Genomic DNA, 19,065 nt, shown 5'->3' on the forward strand with positions numbered 1-19,065 from the left:
GGCGTGAACCTTACAAAGCCAGGCGGGTGAGGTGCATGTCCTACTTCTCGTCGGCCTTGCCGTCAGCCTTGTCAGCGGCCTTGCCGTCGGCTTCTTCATCGGCCTTGTCGCCGGCCTTGCCGGCGGTCGACTCCGCCGATTCCCCGGACTCCGCCGGTTCCTCGGAGTCGGTGGCCTCTTCGGAGTCGGCCGCGGGCGCCTTGTCGGCGTCGGCGGGCTCGTCGGCACCGGCGGCCTTGTCCGCGTCTGCGGACTCGGCAGCCTCCGGCTTCTCGGCGGCCGGCGTCTCCTCGGAAGCCGTCGGCTCCTCGGCGTCCGCCGGGGACTCCGGCTCCGCCGCGGCCTCGGGCTCGGCCGGGGACTCGGGCTCCGTCGGCTCCTGGTTCAGTTCCGCGTCCGGAACCAGTTCCGACGCCTTCTTCGCCGCCGACAGCAGGACCGTGTCCTGCGGGGCCTGGTCGGCGAAGTTCTCCGGGTGGTGGCAGGCGACCCGCTGACCGGGCCTCAGCTCGACGAGCTGCGGCTCGGTCGTCTTGCAGATCTCCGTCGCCTTCCAGCAGCGCGTGTGGAAGCGGCAGCCGGAGGGCGGGGCGATCGGCGACGGGACATCGCCGCGGAGCAGGATGCGCTCGCTCTTCTGGCCCCGGCGCTTCGTGTCCGGCACCGGCACCGCCGACATCAGCGCCTTGGTGTACGGGTGCATCGGCGCCTGGTACAGCGAGGTGCGGTCGGCGAGCTCCACGATCTTGCCGAGGTACATCACCGCGATGCGGTCCGAGACGTGCCGGACGACCGAGAGGTCGTGGGCGATGATGACGTAGGTCAGGCCCAGTTCCTGCTGGAGGTCGTCCATGAGGTTGACGACCTGCGCCTGGATCGACACGTCCAGCGCGGAGACCGGCTCGTCCGCCACGACCAGCTTCGGCTTCAGGGCGAGCGCGCGGGCGATGCCGATGCGCTGGCGCTGACCGCCGGAGAACTCGTGCGGGTAGCGGTTGTAGTGCTCGGGGCTGAGGCCGACCAGTTCGAGGAGCCGCTGGACTTCCTTCTTCACCCCGCCCTCGGGCTCCACGCCCTGGAGCCGGAAGGGCGCCGAGACGATCGAGCCGATGGTGTGACGGGGGTTCAGGGAGCCGTACGGGTCCTGGAAGATCATCTGGATGTCGCGGCGCAGCGGGCGCATCTGCCCGGTGCTCAGCCGCGTGATGTCCCGGCCCTCGAAGGTGATCTGCCCGCCGGTCGGGTCCTGGAGGCGGGTGATGACCCGGCCCATGGTCGACTTGCCGCAGCCCGACTCGCCGACCACGCCCAGGGTCTCGCCCTTGCGCACCTCGAAGTCGATGCCGTCGACGGCCTTCACCGCGCCGACCTGGCGCTGCAGGATGCCCTTCTTGATCGGGAAGTGCTTGGTCAGACCCTCGACCTTGAGCAGCACCTCACGGTCGGCCGGGCTCTCGGTGGCCGGCGCCTGCTGCGGGATGGCGGCCTCGTCCGTCTTCTTGGTCTCACTCACAGCTTCGGCGCAATCTCTTCGGTCCAGATCCGCTGGCGGTCCTCGGCCGAGAGGTGGCAGGCGGACCAGTGCCCGGTGCCCACCTGCTCCAGCTCGGGGCGCACCGTGCGGGTGACGTTCCCCTTGGGGATGTCCGCGTACGGGCAGCGCGGGTGGAAGGCGCAGCCCGAGGGGACGTTGATGAGGCTCGGCGGCGAGCCCTTGACCGGGATGAGCCGTTCGGAGGTCTCGCGGTCGATGCGGGGCATCGAGCCGAGCAGACCCCAGGTGTAGGGGTGCTGCGGCTGTTCGAAGACCTCGTCGGCCGGGCCGCGCTCGACGCACCGGCCGCCGTACATCACGAGGACGTCGTCGGCGATCTCGGCGACCACACCGAGGTCGTGGGTGATCATGATGACCGCGGAGCCGAACTCCTTCTGCAGGTCGCGGATCAGGTCGAGGATCTGCGCCTGGACGGTCACGTCGAGGGCGGTGGTCGGCTCGTCCGCGATGAGCAGCTCGGGGTTGTTCACCAGCGCCATGGCGATCATGGCGCGCTGGCGCATACCGCCGGAGAACTCGTGCGGGTAGCCGTCGACGCGCTTGGCGGGCTCGGGGATGCCGACGCGGTCGAGCATCTCGATGGCGCGGGCGCGGGCGACCTTCTTGCTGACCTTGTGGTGCACCCGGTACGCCTCGACGATCTGGTCGCCGACCTTGTAGTAGGGGTGCATCGCGGACAGCGGGTCCTGGAAGATCATCGCCATCTCGCGGCCGCGGAGCTTGCGCACCTCGTCCGGGGAGGCGGAGACCAGTTCCTGGCCGTCCAGCCAGATCTCACCGGACATCCGCACGTTCTTGCCGCGCGTGCCGAGCCGGTGCAGGCCCATGATGGCCTGCGAGGTGACCGACTTGCCGGAGCCGGACTCGCCGACGACGGCGAGGGTCTTGCCCTTCTCCAGCGAGAAGCTGAGCCCGTCGACGGACTTGACCACGCCGTCGTCGGTCGGGAAGTGCACCTTGAGGTCACGGACCTCCAGGAAGGCTTCGGGTGCCTGGCGGCCGGAGGTGGGCTCCCCCACTGCGGCGCCGGTCTTGGAGAGTTCGGTCACGAGAGCCTCACCCGCGGGTCGGCGGCGGCGTACAGCACGTCCACCACAAGATTTGCGATCACGACGAAGAAAGCGGCGAGCAGGGTGACGCCGAGGATCTTGGGCAGGTCGTTGTCGGTGATGCCCTGCACCGCGTACTGGCCGACACCGGGCAGCGAGAACACGTACTCCGTGATCACGGCACCGCCGAGCAGCAGGCCGATGTCCATGCCGAAGACCGTGATGATCGGGGTCAGGGCGGCGCGCAGACCGTGCCGGGTTACGACGGTGCGCTCCCGCAGACCCTTGGCGCGGGCCGTGCGGATGAAGTCCTCGTTCATCGTCTCCAGCATGCCCGAGCGGGTGAGCCGCGCGTAGATGGCGGAGTACAGCAGGGCCAGCGAACACCATGCCGGGAAGAGGGTGTTGGCCCACTGTGCCGGGTTCTCGGTGAACGGGACGTAGGTGCGGCCGAAGATCGGCAACTGGACGGTGAAGAGCAGGAGCGCCAGGTTGCCCGTGAAGAACATGGGCAGCGAGACGCCCGAGAGCGCGATACCCATGAAGGCGCGGTCGTAGAACGAGCGCGGCTTCAGCGCGGAGATGACACCGGCCACCACGCCGGAGATCAGCCACAGCACGGCGGCGCCCACGGCGAGCGAGAGAGTGATGGGAATACGGGAGGTGAGCTCCGGCCACACCGCCTGGTGGTTCTTGAAGGAGTAGCCGAAGCAGGGTGCGTCGCAGTGCACCGTGGTGGGGCCGAGGTCGTAGGTGGAGCCTGCCACGATCCCCTTGATGAAGTGCCAGTACTGGACGTAGACAGGCTGGTCCAGACCGAGGTTGTGCTTGACAGCGGCGATGTCCGCCTTCGACGGGCTCTTGCCGATGTACTGCTGCGCCAGCTGGTCCGCTGTCTGGCCGGCAAGCCGTGGCAGCAGGAAGAAGATGGCGAAGGTGACCGCGGAGACGACCAGCAGCAGGATCACTGCCGCGAACGTCCGGCGGAGGATGTACGAGATCACGGGGACCGGCGCTGGTGCCCGCGGGCCGCGAAGCCCGCGGGCACCAATGCCTTCACCTGCCTTCCGGGGCTGCTACTTCGACGCGACGCCGATGTTGAGGTAGTCGTACTGACCGCTGAAGGCCGCCGTGGAAACCAGGTTGGTGTAGGTCGTCGGGCGGCCCAGCAGGACCTTGAAGTAGGTCAGCGGGACCAGGACGGCGTCGTCCATGGTCTTCTTGTCGATCTGGGTGTAGAGGCTGTTGCGCTCGTTGTTGTCCTCAGTACCGATCGCCTTGGCCAGCAGGGCGTTGACGTCCTTGCTGTCGTACTGCGACAGGTTGGTGTTACCGGACTGGCTGATCGCCTTGCCGTTCAGGATCTGCTGCAGGAAGCCGTAGCCGGACGGCCAGTCGGCGCCCCACTGCATCATCTCCAGGCCGATGTTCTGCTTCTTGGTGAACTTCGGCACACCCGCGTAGTCGGTGAAGTACTTGCCGGACGGGTACTGCTTGAGGCTGGCGTTGATGCCGACCTTCTTGAGCGAGTTGATGATCGCCGTGGCGGCGTCGACCTCCTGCGGACGGTCCGAGCGGGCCGAGATGTTGGTGGAGATCGACGACTTGCCGCAGGCCTTCAGCTGCTCCTTGGCCTTGGCGACGTCGCCCTTGCTGTCCTTGGTGGCGTAGGCGTCGGACTTCGCGTAGCCCGGGATGTCCGGCGGCAGGACCGTGGAGGCGATGTCACCGCGGATCGGGCCGCCCTCGGCGGTCTGCACCGAGACCTTGTCGATGGCGTACTGCACGGCCTTGCGGCACTCGACCTTGTCGAACGGCGCGACCGTGGTGTTGATCGCCATGTAGACGAGGCGGCCACCGTAGGTGTTGTCCGTGTTCGCCTTCTTGGCGGGGTCGGTGAGCACCTGGGCCTGCGTCGCCGCCTGGACACCCGTACCGGCCAGGTCGATCGCCTTGCCGGCCATGACGTCCTGGTCGATGGTCTCCGGGTTGACCTTCAGCTTGACGACGATCTTGTCCGGCAGCTGCTTGCGCAGCGGGTCGGTCTTGGCGTCCCACTTCTCGTTCCGCACGAGCACGGCCTGCTTGCCGTCCTCGTAGCTCTGGAACTTGTACGAGCCCGAGGACACGATGTGCTTGACGTAGTCGACGCCCGTGTCCTTCGCCTTGGGCACCGGGGCCGTCTGCGGGGCGGCGACCAGGTAGTCGAACTCCTGGAAGGCCTGCTTCAGGTGGAAGACGATGGTGGTGTCGTCCGGCGTCTCGATGGAGGACAGGCCCTTGGCGCTCTTGTCCTTGTAGGGGCCCTTGTACTTGTCGCCGCCGGCCATGAACTGCTGGAAGTAGTTGGGGCCGAGGGAGAGCACGTCACGCGCGAAGTTGGAACGCTCGACGGCGTACTTGACGTCTTTCGAGGTGATCGGCGAGCCGTCCTCGTACGTCAGGCCCGAACGCAGCTTGTACGTCCAGGTCTTGCCGCCGTCGCTCGGGACGCCCTTGCTCGCCGCGAGGTCCGGGACGAGGGTGTTGCCCTCCTCGCCGGCACCGGGCTGGAAGGTCATCAGCGGGCGGGCCCACAGCCGGCTGAGGTTGTACATGTACGCGTAGTACGTGTTGCCCGGGTCGAACGAGTCCGGGACGTCGGACAGCTCGTAGGTGAGCGTGCCGCCCTTCTTGTCCGACGCGTTGACGACGCCCTTGGTCGCGGCGTTGGCGCCGGCCGACTTGGTGCCGTTCTCGGACTTGTTGTCATCGGCCTTGCTGCAACCCGCAAGAAACAGGCTGGCGGTGCCGATGGCCGCGATCGCGGCCAGCGCTGACCTTCGCATGATGGGCGCTTTCCCCTCCATTGTTGGAAACTTTTCGGGCTCTCTGCGGCAGGACTCAGCGGCTGCGCGGGTCGAGAGCATCGCGGAGACCGTCGCCGAGCAGGTTGAACGCCAGGACGGTCACAAAGATGGCGAGGCCGGGAACGATCATGAACTGGGGGTCGACCTGGTAGTAGGTGACCGCCTCGCGGAGCATGCCGCCCCAGGACGCCTGCGGGGGCTGGATGCCGACGCCGAGGAAGCTCAGGGACGCCTCGAAGAGGATGTTGGTCGGGATGAGCAGCGTCGAGTAGACGATGATCGGACCGACCAGGTTGGGCATCAGCTCCCGGAACAGGATGTACGGAGCCTTGGCGCCCATGCCCCGGGAGGCGTCGACGAACTCGCGCTCGCGCAGGGCGAGGGTCTGGCCGCGCACGATCCGGCCCAGGTAGGGCCAGTTGAAGAAGCCGATGACGAAGATCAGCACGCTCAGGTGGAGCGGCAGACCGTTCAGGCCGAAGGCGCCGCCCTGGAGCGTGGCGGAGATGGAGATGGCGAAGAGCAGGAGGGGGAAGGCGAGGAACGTGTCCATCAGCCGGCTGATGATCGAGTCCACCCGTCCGCCGTAGTAGCCGGCCACGACGCCCATGATCGCGCCGATCACGTTGGAGAGGATCGTGGCGCCGAAGGCGACCACCAGCGACACCCAGGAGCCCTCCAGGATGCGGGTGGCGATGTCCCGGCCGAACTTCGGGTCCACGCCGAGCGGGTGGTCCGCGCTCATGCCGCCCCAACTGCCCTTGGGCAGCGAGGTGTCCGGGGTGATCAGGTCCTGGTGGAAGGCGTTGGGGTCGAGCCCGAACATGGCCTGGATGGGACGCGAGAGGACGGCGAGGAGGATCAGCAGGATCACGATGACGCCGCCCGCGACGGCGACCTTGTCCTTCTTGAACCGGGTCCAGGCGATCTGGCCCAGGGAACGACCCTCGATCTGCCCCTTACCGGCACCCTCCAGCACAGCCTCCGGCTGTGCCTCGGTTGCCGCCCCGGTGGTCTCGATCGGTGCGGTCACGGTGAGCGACCCCTCTCGCCGGTGGTGACCGGCCTGCGCCTGCCGCGGATTGCGGCTTTGTCGACTTGCCATCGATCACGAGGTCTCGGCCTCGTGTCTGAGTCGCGAGTCTTCAGCGTCGCTGCGATCACCCGCCAGAGCTGACGGCGAAAGTATGCGCAACCGTGATGCAGTGCGGGGGATTCCGTTATCCGAACAGTGGGTAACGGCTCTCGGACGTTGCCCAGTTGGGACAGAACGGCGAATTTGCGCGGTTCGGGCCGATCGGTCGATGTCTACGCGCGCAGAAGTGTGTCGGCCCGGTAAATCCTGCGATCCGGGCCAAGAAGTGTCTCGCTCGACCCGGTTGTCGCGCCGCTCGGCCCGGTCGCTCAGCCGGTCGCTCAGTAGGCGCCGCGCACCGGCGGGTAGCCGTAGCCGCCGGCCGGGGCCTGCGGCGGGGCCTGCAGCTGGGGCTGCGGTGCGGGGGCGGCGTGGGCCTCGCGGTCGTAGAAGGGGCGCGCGTGGACCCGCATCCACATGACCACCGGGTCGTAGTCGTCGGTCATGGCGACCGTGGACACCGGCAGGCCCTCCGGGACCGCGCCGACGGACTGCTGCATCATCGCGCGCACCGAGTCGACCGCGGCGGGCGAGGTGTCGTACACGTCCAGGCCGAGGGCGAGATACGGCGCCCCCAGCGCGGGCTGCACCCAGGCGCGGCGCAGCGAGCGGAGCGCGGGGGTGCGGTGCGCGTTCTGCGCGAGCAGGGCGTAGAACTGCGGGATCTCGATGCCGGGCTCGGACAGGCGGAGCGGGCCGGCGGGCTGGCGGTCCAGGCCGGTGGCGATGCGGCGCAGATCCAGCCAGGGGATGCCGACACCGCCGCCCGGAGCGTGCGGATTGAGCCAGAGGCCGTAGTGGTCGGGGTAGAGGGTGCGGGCCACGTCGAGGCCGTCGACCACCTCGTAGGAACGGTTCCAGCCGCTGGCCGACAGCTCCTGGGCGGAGGTCACGCAGGGGGCGTAGTGGAAGCCGTCCACCTCCATGTCCCCGTACTGGGCGTCCGGGGAGCCGCCCTGGCCGTGCCACAGGAACATCCAGATCTGGCCGGAGGAGGGAGTGGCGAGGGCGCGCAGCAGGGCCTCGTAGGCGTCGTAGCGTCCGGGCGTGACCTGGCGCAGCATGTGCTCGACGCTGCCGCTGTGGCTCGCGCTCACCTGTCGTGCCCTTCTCTTTTCAGTGACCCTGCGTTCGGAGACAGCTTATGCGCCCAGTAGCTCGGGGCCTCATGTTCGTGCGCGGGTCCGGGTGCGTTGTGCTGCCCGCGCCCCGCGGCGGAGCCGCATATCGGACACAGCCCCGCGCCCCTTCGGGCGCTTTCAGTGGCCGTACTCGTAGAAGGGGCGGACGTTCGTCTTCAGCCAGGTGGCTACCGGGTCGTCCGTCACGTCCAGGAGGACCAGGTTGACCGGCCACGCGACCGGGACCGTGCCGAGGGCCTTGCCCAGGGCCTCCAGGGGAAGGGCGCGGAGGTCGCCCTCCCACCGGGAGAGTTCCACGCCGACGAACATCACCGGGTCGGCCGTCTCGATGGCGGCCAGGCAGCGGCGCGCGGTGAGGACCACGCCGGTCCCGGCGAACTCGGCGGAGGCGGCGGCGAGGAAGTCGACCGGGTCGTCCTGCCAGTCGGGCTCGAAGAGCCGGACCCGGCCGCCGGAGGCGGGGCCGTCGAGCGGGGTGCGGCCCGCCCGGCACAGTTCGGCCACGGCCGCGGGCGGGAGGGGTATGCCGACCACCCCGTCGGGGTTGACGGCGATGCCGATCTGCGGGGGCAGGCCGCGGGCGAACTCCACCGCCGGGGCGATGGTGTACGACATGTGGGAGCCGGCCACCCGGCGCAGCTGCTCCTCGGAGCTGAACACCGGCACGTACGCCTGGCCGTCGATGTCCAGCGTCGGCAGGTCCAGCGGGCCGCTGTCCGGGCCCCCGCCGCCCGGCAGCGGGATCCACAGGAAGCTGCGGCCGAGGACCTCGACGATCCGGCCGCCCGCCGAGGGGATGCCGAGGGAGGCCGAGAGCACCTCCTCCAGTTCGTTGCCGGGCCAACCGCCGTGCGGGTGGGGGTGCGCCTGTGCCGGGAAGTCCGCGGGAATGTCCGCCGGGAAGTCCATCTGCCTACCGCCTGCTGGGAACCACTGCTGTGAGCAAGAAGGCTAGCGGGTGGCGGTGACAGTGCCTCACCGAGTGAAGCCGATGCGGTTCAGGACGTCCGCCGCGTCCCGGTCCAGCAGCACCGCCGCACCGCAGCCGGCCGGCAGCTCCCCCTTCTCCACGGCGCGCAGCAGCCGGTCGGTCGTCCGGCGGTGGCGGCGGAAGGCGTAGCGGGACACTCCCCGGCCGCGCTCGCGCTGACCCTGCCTGGCCGTCTCGGGGGTGACGTCGAGGAGGAGCAGGTGCAGGGTGCCGCCGCGGCGGCGGGCCTCGCGGGCCAGCCAGGCGCGCACCCAGGACTGGGTGCCGCAGTCGTGCACGACGACGCCCTCGCCGGTGCGCAGGGCCCGGCGCAGCCCGGCGTAGTGGGCGAGGCGGACCAGGGGGCGGTACAGCGCGTAGGGGAGGCGGCGGGGGACCCGGGCGTCCCAGCGGTCGCGGGTGTCCTGGGAGTCGACGCGGTGGCCGGTGACGGCGCGGTGCATCAGGGTGGACTTGCCGCTGCCGGGCAGACCGGTGATCACCACCAGGTCCTCGCGGCCGAAGAGCAGGGCGTGCGGGCTGCGGCCGGCGCGGTCGCGCAGATCGCGGACGACCGGCGCGGGGCGGTCCGCGCAGCGCTCGCGGGTGGCGGCGGAGGGCTGCTCGGGCACCGCGATGCCGGCGTAGGCCGTGGTCCTGTTCACCGTGATCGTCCTCCCCAGTGGGCTCGGTCATCCCCATGCCCGTTCTATGTAAAGAGAAGGTAATGGGCAACGGTCGGCGGTTCGTGCGCGTACTGCCACAGCTCGGTTACAAGCAGCACGCTCTGGATGGCCGGGGTGCGGCGTGCAATGATGAGGCCGCCAACTGCATACCGGCCGTTTGAATCCGCGCGGGAGAGTCCCTGGCAGCACTGGTGCCGGGGCGCCGAAGGAGCAAGTCCCTCCCTTGAATCTCTCAGGCCCCGTTACCGCGCGGGCGAGGCACATCTGAAAAGCGGGCCGCTGCGACAGTGGCTCCACCCAAGGTGCAAGCCGTGATCGTCCCCGTGACGGTCAGGGCGAACCTCTCAGGTTCCGATGACAGATGGGGAGGAACGTTCCTCGCCTGTCATTCCTTGGGAGACGACCGACCGATGAGCAGTACCGAACTCCGTCATACAGCGCTGGATGCCGTGCATCGCTCGCTGGGCGCGACGATGACCGACTTCGCCGGCTGGGACATGCCCCTGCGCTACGGCTCCGAGCGCGACGAGCACGTCGCCGTGCGGACGCGGGCCGGTCTCTTCGACCTCTCCCACATGGGCGAGATCACCGTCACCGGCGACGGGGCCGCCGCCCTCCTGAACTTCGCCCTGGTCGGCAACATCGCCTCCGTCGGCGTCGGCCGCGCCCGCTACACCATGATCTGCCAGGCCGACGGCGGCATCCTGGACGACCTGATCGTCTACCGGCTGGCCGAGACCGAGTACATGGTCGTGGCCAACGCCTCCAACGCCCAGGTGGTCCTGGACGCGCTGACCGAGCGCGCCGCGGGCTTCGACGCCGAGGTGCGGGACGACCGGGACGCGTACGCGCTCATCGCCGTCCAGGGGCCCGAGTCCCCGGGCATTCTGAAGTCCCTCACCGACGCCGACCTGGACGGCCTGAAGTACTACGCCGGCCTGCCCGGCACGGTCGCCGGCGTCCCCGCGCTCATCGCCCGCACCGGCTACACCGGCGAGGACGGCTTCGAGCTGTTCGTGAAGCCGGAGCACGCCGTCGAGCTGTGGCAGGCGCTGACCGAGGCCGGCGAGGGCGTCGGCCTGGTGCCGTGCGGCCTGTCCTGCCGGGACACGCTGCGCCTGGAGGCGGGCATGCCGCTGTACGGGCACGAGCTGACCACGTCCCTCACGCCCTTCGACGCCGGGCTCGGCCGCGTGGTGAAGTTCGAGAAGGAGGGCGACTTCGTGGGCCGCGAGGCGCTCACCGAGGCCGCCGCCAAGGCCCAGGAGAACCCGCCGCGGGTGCTGGTCGGCCTGATCGCCGAGGGCCGCCGCATCCCGCGCGCCGGGTACGCGGTCGTCGCCGGCGGCGCGGTGATCGGCGAGGTCACCTCCGGTGCCCCCTCCCCCACCCTGGGCAAGCCGATCGCCATGGCCTACGTCGACGCGGCCCACGCGGCGCCGGGCGCCGAGGGCGTCGGCGTGGACATCCGGGGCACCCACGAGCCGTACCAGGTCGTGGCGCTGCCCTTCTACAAGCGCCAGAAGTAGAGACCGGACGCGGGCGCGGTCCGCGGGGCACCGGCCCCGTGGCCGGCGCGTGACCCTGCGCACATTCGCCCGCTCACCAGCGGTTTCCGCAGTCCCCCCGTCATCAGCAGTCCCGCGTGTACAGGAGAATTCAGGCCATGAGCAACCCCCAGCAGCTGCGCTACAGCAAGGAGCACGAGTGGCTGTCGGGCGCCGAGGACGGCGTCTCGACGGTCGGCATCACGGAGCACGCGGCCAACGCGCTCGGCGATGTCGTCTTCGTCCAGCTCCCCGACGTCGACTCCACGGTGTCCGCCGGCGAGACCTGCGGTGAGCTGGAGTCCACCAAGTCGGTCTCCGACCTGTACTCGCCGGTCACCGGTGTGGTCACCGAGGTCAACGAGGACGTCGTCAACGACCCGTCGCTGGTGAACTCCGCGCCCTTCGAGGGCGGCTGGCTGTTCAAGGTACGCGTCACGGAGGAGCCCGCCGAGCTGCTCTCCGCCGACGAGTACACCGCCTTCACCGCCGGCTGAGGAGTCGTCCCCGCATGACTGTTCTGAACACGCCCCTGCACGAGCTGGACCCGGAGATCGCCGCCACGGTCGACGCCGAGCTGGACCGCCAGCAGTCGACCCTGGAGATGATCGCCTCCGAGAACTTCGCGCCGCTCGCGGTGATGGAGGCCCAGGGCTCGGTCCTCACCAACAAGTACGCCGAGGGCTACCCGGGCCGCCGCTACTACGGCGGCTGCGAGCACGTCGACGTCGCCGAGCAGATCGCGATCGACCGGGTCAAGGAGCTGTTCGGCGCCGAGTACGCCAATGTGCAGCCCCACTCCGGCGCCTCCGCGAACCAGGCGGCCCTGTTCGCGCTGGCCCAGCCCGGGGACACGATCCTCGGCCTGGACCTGGCGCACGGCGGCCACCTGACCCACGGGATGCGGCTGAACTTCTCCGGCAAGCAGTTCGACGTGGTCGCCTACCACGTGAACGCCGAGACCGGTCTGGTCGACATGGCCGAGGTCGAGAGGCTCGCCAAGGAGCACCGCCCGAAGGTGATCATCGCGGGCTGGTCGGCGTACCCGCGGGAGCTGGACTTCGCCGAGTTCCGCCGGATCGCCGACGAGGTCGAGGCGTACCTGTGGGTCGACATGGCCCACTTCGCGGGCCTGGTCGCGGCCGGTCTGCACCCGAACCCGGTGGAGCACGCGCACGTCGTCACCTCGACCACCCACAAGACGCTGGGCGGTCCGCGCGGCGGCATCATCCTCGCCAAGAAGGACTTCGCGAAGAAGCTGAACTCGTCCGTCTTCCCGGGCTTCCAGGGCGGCCCCCTGGAGCACGTGATCGCGGCCAAGGCGGTCTCCTTCAAGGTCGCGGCCTCGGAGGACTTCAAGGAGCGCCAGCGCCGTACGGTGGAGGGCGCGCGGATCCTCGCCGAGCGCCTGACGGCGGCCGACGCCCGCGAGGCCGGGGTCAACGTGCTGTCCGGCGGCACCGACGTGCACCTGATCCTGGTCGACCTGCGCGCGTCCGAGCTGGACGGCCAGCAGGCCGAGGACCGCCTCCACGAGGTCGGCATCACGGTCAACCGCAACGCCGTCCCGAACGACCCGCGCCCGCCGATGGTCACCTCGGGCCTGCGGATCGGTACGCCGGCCCTGGCGACCCGCGGCTTCACGGCCGAGGACTTCGCCGAGGTCGCGGACGTGATCGCCGAGACGCTGAAGGCGCCCTCTCCCTTCGGGGCGGCCGACGCGGAGGCCCTGAAGGCGCGCGTGAAGGCGCTCGCCGACAAGCACCCGCTGTACCCGGGTCTGAACAAGTAAGTCACCTTTCGCGGGGCACCGCGCACACTGGGAGTACGGGTGTGCGCGGTGCCGCGCCCCTGTACCACCCTTTGCACCACCCCCGTCGTGAGGAGTCCCCCCGTGGCCATCTCGGTCTTCGACCTGTTCTCGATCGGCATCGGCCCGTCCAGCTCCCACACGGTCGGCCCGATGCGTGCGGCGCGCATGTTCGCCCGCCGGCTGCGCAACGAGGGTCTGCTGGAGAAGACCACCGCCGTCCGCTGCGAGCTGTACGGCTCGCTCGGCGCGACCGGTCACGGCCACGGCACCCCGAAGGCCGTGCTGCTCGGTCTGGAGGGCGTCTCGCCGCGCACGGTGGACGTGGAGACGGCCGACGAGCGGGTGGAAACGATCAAGCAGGCGGGGCGGCTCAGGCTGCTCGGCGAGCACGAGATCGCCTTCTCCTTCGACGACGACCTGGTCCTGCACCGCCGCAAGGCCCTGCCGTACCACGCCAACGGCATGACGGTCTGGGCGTACGACGCGTCCGGCGCGGAACTGCTCAGCAAGACCTACTACTCGGTCGGCGGCGGGTTCGTGGTGGACGAGGACGCCGTGGGCGCGGACCGCATCGTGCTGGACGACACGGTCCTGAAGTACCCCTTCCGCACCGGCGACGAGCTGCTCCGCCTCACCCGCGAGACGGGCCTGTCGATCTCCTCCCTGATGCTGGAGAACGAGCGGGCCTGGCGCACCGAGGAGGAGATCCGGGCGGGCCTGCTGGAGATCTGGCGCGTGATGCGCGAGTGCGTGCGGCGCGGCATGTCCCGCGAGGGCATCCTGCCCGGTGGTCTGAAGGTCCGCCGCCGCGCCGCCGTCTCGGCCCGCCAGCTGCGCGCCGAGGGCGACCCGCTGGCGCACGCCATGGAGTGGCTCACGCTCTACGCGATGGCGGTGAACGAGGAGAACGCGGCCGGCGGCCGGGTGGTGACCGCCCCGACCAACGGCGCGGCCGGCATCATCCCGGCGGTCCTGCACTACTACATGGACTTCGTGCCCGGGGCCGACGAGGACGGCGTGGTCCGCTTCCTCCTCGCCGCCGGCGCGATCGGCATGCTCTTCAAGGAGAACGCCTCCATCTCCGGCGCCGAGGTGGGCTGCCAGGGCGAGGTCGGCTCCGCCTGCTCCATGGCCGCGGGCGCCCTCGCCGAGGTGCTCGGCGGCTCCCCCGAGCAGGTGGAGAACGCGGCCGAGATCGGCATGGAGCACAACCTGGGCCTGACCTGCGACCCGGTCGGCGGCCTGGTCCAGATCCCGTGCATCGAGCGCAACGGCATGGCCGCGGTGAAGGCGGTCACGGCCGCGAAGATGGCGATGCGCGGCGACGGCTCCCACAAGGTGTCCCTGGACAAGGTCATCAAGACGATGAAGGACACCGGCGCGGACATGAGCGTGAAGTACAAGGAGACGGCGCGGGGCGGGCTCGCGGTGAACATCATCGAGTGCTGACCCGCGCCGTCCCGGGTGCGGTCAGCCGGTCGTCAGGGTGGCGTCGTCGACGACGAAGCTGGTCTGGAGGCTGGAGTCCTCCGTGGCGGTGAAGGCCAGCGTGATCTGCTGACCGACGTACTGGCTCAGGTCGAGGGTGCGCTCGGTGTACCCGGTGGCCGCGTTCGCGTTGGAGTACGACTGCTTCGCGGTTCCGTCGACCTTGACCTGGAAGGTGTCGTAGGCCGTGCTGCCCGACTCGCCGGTGTCGATGTGCAGCCAGTACTTCAGGGTGGCCTTCGCGCAGCCGGACGGGACGGTCACCGTCTGGGCGACGGTGTCGGTGGCCGCGTAGCCGTAGCCCGCGAGCCACGCGTAGCGGGAACCGGAGTGCGCGGACTGGCCGCTGAAGGAGCCGATCGCACCGGTGTCACCCGTCCACGGCGAGGTACCGCTCTCGAAACCGCCGTTGGAGATCACCTGGGACGCCGTGCAGCCGCCCGCGCCCTTGACGGTCAGCGTGTACGACGCGGTGTGCGTGGCGGTACCGGTGCCGGTGACCGTGAGGGGGTACGTGCCGGGCGGCACGGAGGAGCCGACGGAGACCGTCGCCGTGGACGAGGCGCCGGACGTCACCGAGGCCGGGCTGAAGGAGACCGTGACGCCCGACGGGGCGCCCGAGGCGGACAGGTTCACCGTCTGCGCCGAGCCATTGGTGGTGGCCGTGGAGACGGTGGCGGTGAGCGAGGTGCCCGGATCGGTGCTGCCGGTGGCGGGGCTCACCGAGAGCGAGAAGTCGTCGGCCTGGGGGGTGTCCGAGACCGCCTGCTTCCACAGGGTGTAGGCCACGCCGTCGGCGCTGCGGTTCAGCCCGGTGACATTGATGTTGCTGGTGGTGTCGCAGGCCGAGTGGTAGCAGCCGTCGTACGCCGCGCCCGCCGTGCCGCCCCATTTGGCCGCCTGCGCCGAGGTCTTGCGGGCACTCGCGCCCATGGCGTAGCCGGAGGTCGGGATCGAGTAGTTCTCGAAGGAGTAGTCGTCGGAGCGGCCCGCGCCCTCGGTGTTCTCCTCGGGCTGGAGGCTCAGCGAGTCCCAGTACGCCTTCATCGGCGCGGCGGCGGTGGAGTTGACGTGGTTGATGAAGTAGCCGCCGTTGGGCGAGGCGACCATGTCGAAGTTGTAGTACGCCTTGATCGCCGAACGCTGGGCGGAGGCCAGCGAACGGACGTAGAAGTCCGACCCGTTGAGGCCCTGCTCCTCGTCCGTCCACCAGCCGAAGCGGACGCGCGCCGCCATCGACGGATCGGTCTCGGCCAGTTTCAGCGCGACCTCCAGGAGGGTCGCGCTGCCGGAGCCGTTGTCGTTGATGCCGGGCCCGGCGGAGACGCTGTCCAGGTGTGAGCCGAACATGTACACCTTCGACGCGTCGCCGTGGGGCCACTCGGCGATCAGGTTGGGTCCGGCGCCGCTGGTGCAGCCGGAGGTGCAGGCCTGCTCGGTGACCGTGTAACCGGCCGCCTGGAGCTTGCCCTTCACGTAGGCGACCGAGTCGCGGTAGCCCTGGGTGGTCGATCTGCGGTTGCCGCCGTTGCGGGTGGCTATGGCGTTCAGTTCGGTGAGGTGCGCCTGAACCCTGGTGACGTCGATGTCGGGCGCGGCGGCGGTCAGGGCGGGAGCCGAGGCCGCCGCCGTGCGGCCGCCCCCGGCTGCCGCCACGGCGCTCGGGGGCAGCGCCGCGAGTCCCGCGGCGGCCGTGGCCAGCGCGAGGCCTGCCAGGGAGAGTCTTCGTAGTCCTAGCACCTTGTCTCCTTGTGGGGTGGAGGAAACGGGAGGTGAGCGTCGGGCCTGGGTGGACCGTGCCGCTTCACCCCCGATGAGCATGCGCATGCCAATGGCTGGTCAAGCCTCGGCGCGCGAGACCGGCCGGATCAGGAGCGTGCGCCCGCCCTCCCGGCAGCCGCCGGCGCGGGCGTCGGGGGAGGCGCGCCGGGCCCCGGGGAGCCGGGCGGGCGGCCACGAGGTTAACCGGGAGGGCGGCCCGCCCGCGCCTGTCCGAAACCGGCACGTCCGCTCCTGGCCAGTCCCGCCGCCCGCCCCCGCGGTCCGAGCGACCTCTCTGGCCTCCCGCCCGGGGCGCCCCTAGGGTGCGCGCATGCATGCGGCGCAGAACTCTCCGCGGGGCCGGCAGTCCACGGACACCGGGGCGAAGGAGGCCTACCTGGCGATGGTGGAGCGGATCGCGAGGTCGGGGGTGCGGGATGTGGCCACCGAGCGGGAGGAACTGCGGGGAATCTCCGCCGAGCTGACGCGGTGGCTGGCGGACCGGCGGCTGCTGGACCCGAGCGGTGAGCGGCTCAGCACCCCGGACCGCGCCCTGCGGCACTTCGTCGCGGAACACCGGCGCCGCCTGCGGGAGACGGTCGAGGGACTCGGCCGTGACGCCCAGGCGCTGGACGACGTCCTGTCCCTGCTGTCGGCCCCCCGCCTCGACGCCCGGGAGGCCGTGGAGACGGAGTACTTCACGGACCGCGAGCACACCCGGGAGCGGCTGGAGGAGCTGGACGCGCTGAGCCGGGAGGAGTTCCTGGCGATGCGCAACTCCTTCCCGCCGGCGCAGGTTCTGGAAGCCAGCCTCGTCCGGGACCTGGAGATGGCGGCGAACGGGATCCGCATCCGCATGCTGACCTCGCAGCAGGCCCTGCGCTCCCACGCGCCGGCCCGCTATCTGAACGCGCTGACCGACGCCGGGGCCGAGGTGCGGGTCGCCGCGACGGTGCCGCTCCACATGAACGTCGTGGATCGCGCGATCGTCGTCATCGGGGCGGGGCCGGGCCCGCAGGGCGAGGGCGGCGACGTCATCCTGCACAGCACACCGGTCGCGCAGTGCTTCGTCAGGGTCTTCACCCACGCCTGGGACCTCGCACGACCGCACACCGAGCGGCACAGCGGACACGGGCGCACCGGACACGGGCGCAGCGGATGCGCGCTGTCCGCGCAGGAACGTGAGGTGCTGGCGCTGCTGGCCACCGGCGCCAAGGACGAGACGATCGCCCGCCGGCTGGCCTGCTCGGACCGCACCCTGCGCCGTCTGATGAACCAGATCATGGAGAAGCTCGGCGCGTCCAGCCGGTTCGAGGCCGGAGTGACGGCCGCCCGCCTCGGCCTGGTGAGCTGAACCCGAAGGATGTTCCTCCTGGGGCTACCGTACGGTAACCGCACGGCCCTACGCTGCCGCCAACCCGGCGACAACGAAAGGGAGTTCGGTGACAGGTGGTTTGAGACGGTTGGCGGCGCTCGTGGGAGCCGCCGCTCTGCTGGCGGTGGCACCGGGCAACGCCCACGCGGCGTCGCCGAAGTTCTCCGAGACGACGGCCATCGGCACGCACAACGCCTACGAGAAGACCAAGTACGCGTACTTCGCGCAGGCGCTGGACTCCGGCGCCTCACTGCTGGAGCTGGACGTCTACGCCGACAGCCTCACCCGTCGCTGGCGGGTCTCCCACAGCAACCCGCTGGGCAACGACAACAACTGCGAGGCGGCGAAGACACCGGGCGAGCTGTACAGCAAGAACCGCAACCAGGACCTCGGCAGCTGCCTGGACAACATGGCCGCCTGGAACCAGCTCCACCCCGACCACCCGCCGATCGTCGTCAAGGTCGAGCTCAAGGTGGGCTTCAACAACAACGCGGGCCTCGGACCCGACGAGTTCGACACGCTGGTCGCGCAGAAGCTGGGCAGCAGCGTCTACCGACCTGCCGACCTGCTCGGCGGGACGTACGGCACGCTGGACGCGGCGGCGAAGGCCAATGCCTGGCCCTCCCGGGACTCCCTCAAGGGCAAGTTCGTCTTCGACCTGATCCCGGGCACGGTGGAGCAGGCCAACCCGTTCGACCACTACTGGACGGACGAGGAGTACGGCGACCACCTGCGCGACCTCCAGGCCGCCGGCGACATCTCCGCGGCCCAGGCGTTCCCGGCCGTCCTGGGCGCCGCGAACGGCGACCCGCGCACCAGCCGCTACGACGCCTCGATCCGCCCCTGGTTCGTCTTCTTCGACGGTGACGCGGCCACGTACGTCAACAACGGCTACGACACGTCGTTCTACTCGGCGAACCACTACATACTGATCACGACGGACGCCCACAACGTGTCCCCGGCGATCTCCTCCACCGGTCCGACGGACGCCGAGGTCGCCGCCCGGCTCGCCCTGCTGGCCAAGGACCACGCGAGCCTGATCACGTCCGACTGGTCGGCGAAGCCGGCATCGGTACTGAGTTCGGTGACCACCCGAAGCTGAGGTTCCGGACGGGCGCGCACGGGGGACAACCCTCACATGCTGCATGGCATCGACGTGAGCGCCTACCAGTCCTCCTCCTACGGCACGGACGGCCTCTCCTTCGTCTTCATCAAGGCGACGGAGGGGCGTTCGTACGTCAATCCCCGGCTGACCGCGCAGACGAAGACGGCCCGCGACGCCGGACTCGTCGTCGGCTTCTACCACTTCCTGTGGCCCGGCGACCTCACGGCCCAGGCCGAGTACTTCCTCCGCCACGCCCCGGACCGCCCCGGCGACCTCCTGGCCGTCGACTGGGAGACCACCGGCGACGGCACCCACGCGAGCAATGCGGAGAAGGACCGTTTCATCCACAAGCTGAAGGAGTTACGGCCGCACAACAGGGTCGTGCTCTACTGCAACCGCCACTTCTGGCTGACCGTCGACAGCACGTCCTACGCCGGGGACGGGCTGTGGATCGCCGACTACGTCACCGCGGGCAAGCCCCGGATCAAGGCGAAGTGGCGGTTCCACCAGTACACCAGCGAACCCCACGACAAGGACGTGGCCCGCTTCGCCGCAAAGGGCGACCTGCGCGAGTGGGCCACGCCGTAGGG

The 19,065-nt window shown here is 70.0% G+C and carries 16 protein-coding genes and 1 riboswitch; of the genes, 7 read left to right on the plus strand and 9 right to left on the minus strand.

Features of this window, described 5'->3' with window-relative positions; all coding sequences use genetic code 11:
• Nucleotides 1-40 precede the first annotated feature (40 nt).
• From ABZ937_RS23040 to ABZ937_RS23075, 8 genes are all read right to left on the minus strand, one after another.
• On the minus strand, nt 41-1,513 hold the full coding sequence (locus tag ABZ937_RS23040) for a dipeptide ABC transporter ATP-binding protein (RefSeq protein WP_361694679.1): 1,473 nt from the start codon (nt 1,511-1,513) through the stop codon (nt 41-43).
• Entirely contained in the window at nt 1,510-2,604 is a 1,095-nt protein-coding gene (locus ABZ937_RS23045) for an ABC transporter ATP-binding protein (RefSeq protein WP_361694681.1), read from the minus strand. Before ABZ937_RS23045 ends, ABZ937_RS23040 begins: the two co-directional genes overlap by 4 nt.
• Nucleotides 2,601-3,608 (minus strand): ABC transporter permease, encoded by a 1,008-nt coding sequence (locus tag ABZ937_RS23050; protein ID WP_361694683.1) that lies wholly within the window; start codon nt 3,606-3,608, stop codon nt 2,601-2,603. The genes ABZ937_RS23045 and ABZ937_RS23050 overlap by 4 nt, the downstream gene beginning before the upstream one ends.
• 72 nt (nt 3,609-3,680) lie before the next feature.
• A complete protein-coding gene (locus ABZ937_RS23055; protein ID WP_361694685.1) occupies nt 3,681-5,453 on the minus strand; it encodes an ABC transporter substrate-binding protein in 1,773 nt (590 codons plus the stop codon).
• 34 nt (nt 5,454-5,487) lie between these two features.
• Nucleotides 5,488-6,486, minus strand: a complete 999-nt coding sequence (locus ABZ937_RS23060) for an ABC transporter permease (RefSeq protein WP_361694687.1) — start codon at nt 6,484-6,486, stop codon at nt 5,488-5,490.
• 383 nt (nt 6,487-6,869) lie between these two features.
• A complete protein-coding gene (locus tag ABZ937_RS23065; RefSeq protein ID WP_361694689.1) occupies nt 6,870-7,685 on the minus strand; it encodes an enhanced serine sensitivity protein SseB C-terminal domain-containing protein in 816 nt (271 codons plus the stop codon).
• A gap of 162 nt (nt 7,686-7,847) precedes the next feature.
• Complete coding sequence (locus tag ABZ937_RS23070; protein ID WP_361694691.1) at nt 7,848-8,639, minus strand: enhanced serine sensitivity protein SseB; 792 nt, start codon at nt 8,637-8,639, stop codon at nt 7,848-7,850.
• Nucleotides 8,640-8,705: 66 nt separating this feature from the next.
• Nucleotides 8,706-9,365 carry an AAA family ATPase gene (locus ABZ937_RS23075; protein ID WP_361694693.1) on the minus strand — a complete coding sequence of 220 codons (660 nt, stop codon included), beginning with the start codon at nt 9,363-9,365 and terminating at the stop codon, nt 8,706-8,708.
• Nucleotides 9,366-9,544: 179 nt separating this feature from the next.
• A riboswitch (glycine riboswitch) is annotated at nt 9,545-9,644 on the plus strand.
• A gap of 152 nt (nt 9,645-9,796) precedes the next feature.
• On the opposite strand from ABZ937_RS23075, the gene gcvT reads away from it, so the two are divergent.
• The 4 genes from gcvT (at nt 9,797) to ABZ937_RS23095 (ending at nt 14,195) form a co-directional block, all read left to right on the plus strand.
• Nucleotides 9,797-10,915, plus strand: a complete 1,119-nt coding sequence (gcvT, locus tag ABZ937_RS23080; protein ID WP_361694695.1) for a glycine cleavage system aminomethyltransferase GcvT — start codon at nt 9,797-9,799, stop codon at nt 10,913-10,915.
• Nucleotides 10,916-11,052: 137 nt separating this feature from the next.
• Nucleotides 11,053-11,430: a glycine cleavage system protein GcvH gene (gcvH, locus tag ABZ937_RS23085; protein ID WP_361694697.1), complete on the plus strand. Its 378-nt coding sequence runs from the start codon at nt 11,053-11,055 to the stop codon at nt 11,428-11,430.
• A gap of 14 nt (nt 11,431-11,444) precedes the next feature.
• Complete coding sequence (glyA, locus tag ABZ937_RS23090; RefSeq protein WP_361694699.1) at nt 11,445-12,725, plus strand: serine hydroxymethyltransferase; 1,281 nt, start codon at nt 11,445-11,447, stop codon at nt 12,723-12,725.
• A 102-nt stretch (nt 12,726-12,827) separates the two neighbouring features.
• Nucleotides 12,828-14,195, plus strand: a complete 1,368-nt coding sequence (locus ABZ937_RS23095) for an L-serine ammonia-lyase (protein WP_361694701.1) — start codon at nt 12,828-12,830, stop codon at nt 14,193-14,195.
• Nucleotides 14,196-14,216: 21 nt separating this feature from the next.
• Here the strand turns inward: ABZ937_RS23095 and ABZ937_RS23100 are convergent, their stop codons facing one another.
• Nucleotides 14,217-15,974, minus strand: a complete 1,758-nt coding sequence (locus tag ABZ937_RS23100) for a M28 family peptidase (protein ID WP_361694703.1) — start codon at nt 15,972-15,974, stop codon at nt 14,217-14,219.
• 352 nt (nt 15,975-16,326) lie between these two features.
• Here ABZ937_RS23100 and ABZ937_RS23105 point away from each other — a divergent pair, with 352 nt between their 5' ends.
• The 3 genes from ABZ937_RS23105 to ABZ937_RS23115 all read left to right on the plus strand — a co-directional run bounded on the left by ABZ937_RS23105 (nt 16,327) and on the right by ABZ937_RS23115 (nt 19,063).
• Nucleotides 16,327-17,349: a LuxR C-terminal-related transcriptional regulator gene (locus tag ABZ937_RS23105; protein WP_361694705.1), complete on the plus strand. Its 1,023-nt coding sequence runs from the start codon at nt 16,327-16,329 to the stop codon at nt 17,347-17,349.
• Between the two features lie 109 nt (nt 17,350-17,458).
• On the plus strand, nt 17,459-18,472 hold the full coding sequence (locus ABZ937_RS23110; protein WP_361694707.1) for a phosphatidylinositol-specific phospholipase C domain-containing protein: 1,014 nt from the start codon (nt 17,459-17,461) through the stop codon (nt 18,470-18,472).
• Nucleotides 18,473-18,508: 36 nt separating this feature from the next.
• Entirely contained in the window at nt 18,509-19,063 is a 555-nt protein-coding gene (locus tag ABZ937_RS23115) for a glycoside hydrolase family 25 protein (protein ID WP_361694709.1), read from the plus strand.
• The last annotated feature ends 2 nt before the right edge of the window (nt 19,064-19,065 follow it).

Origin of the sequence: Streptomyces sp. NPDC046727, assembly GCF_040645635.1 — a bacterium.
Classification (GTDB): domain Bacteria; phylum Actinomycetota; class Actinomycetes; order Streptomycetales; family Streptomycetaceae; genus Streptomyces.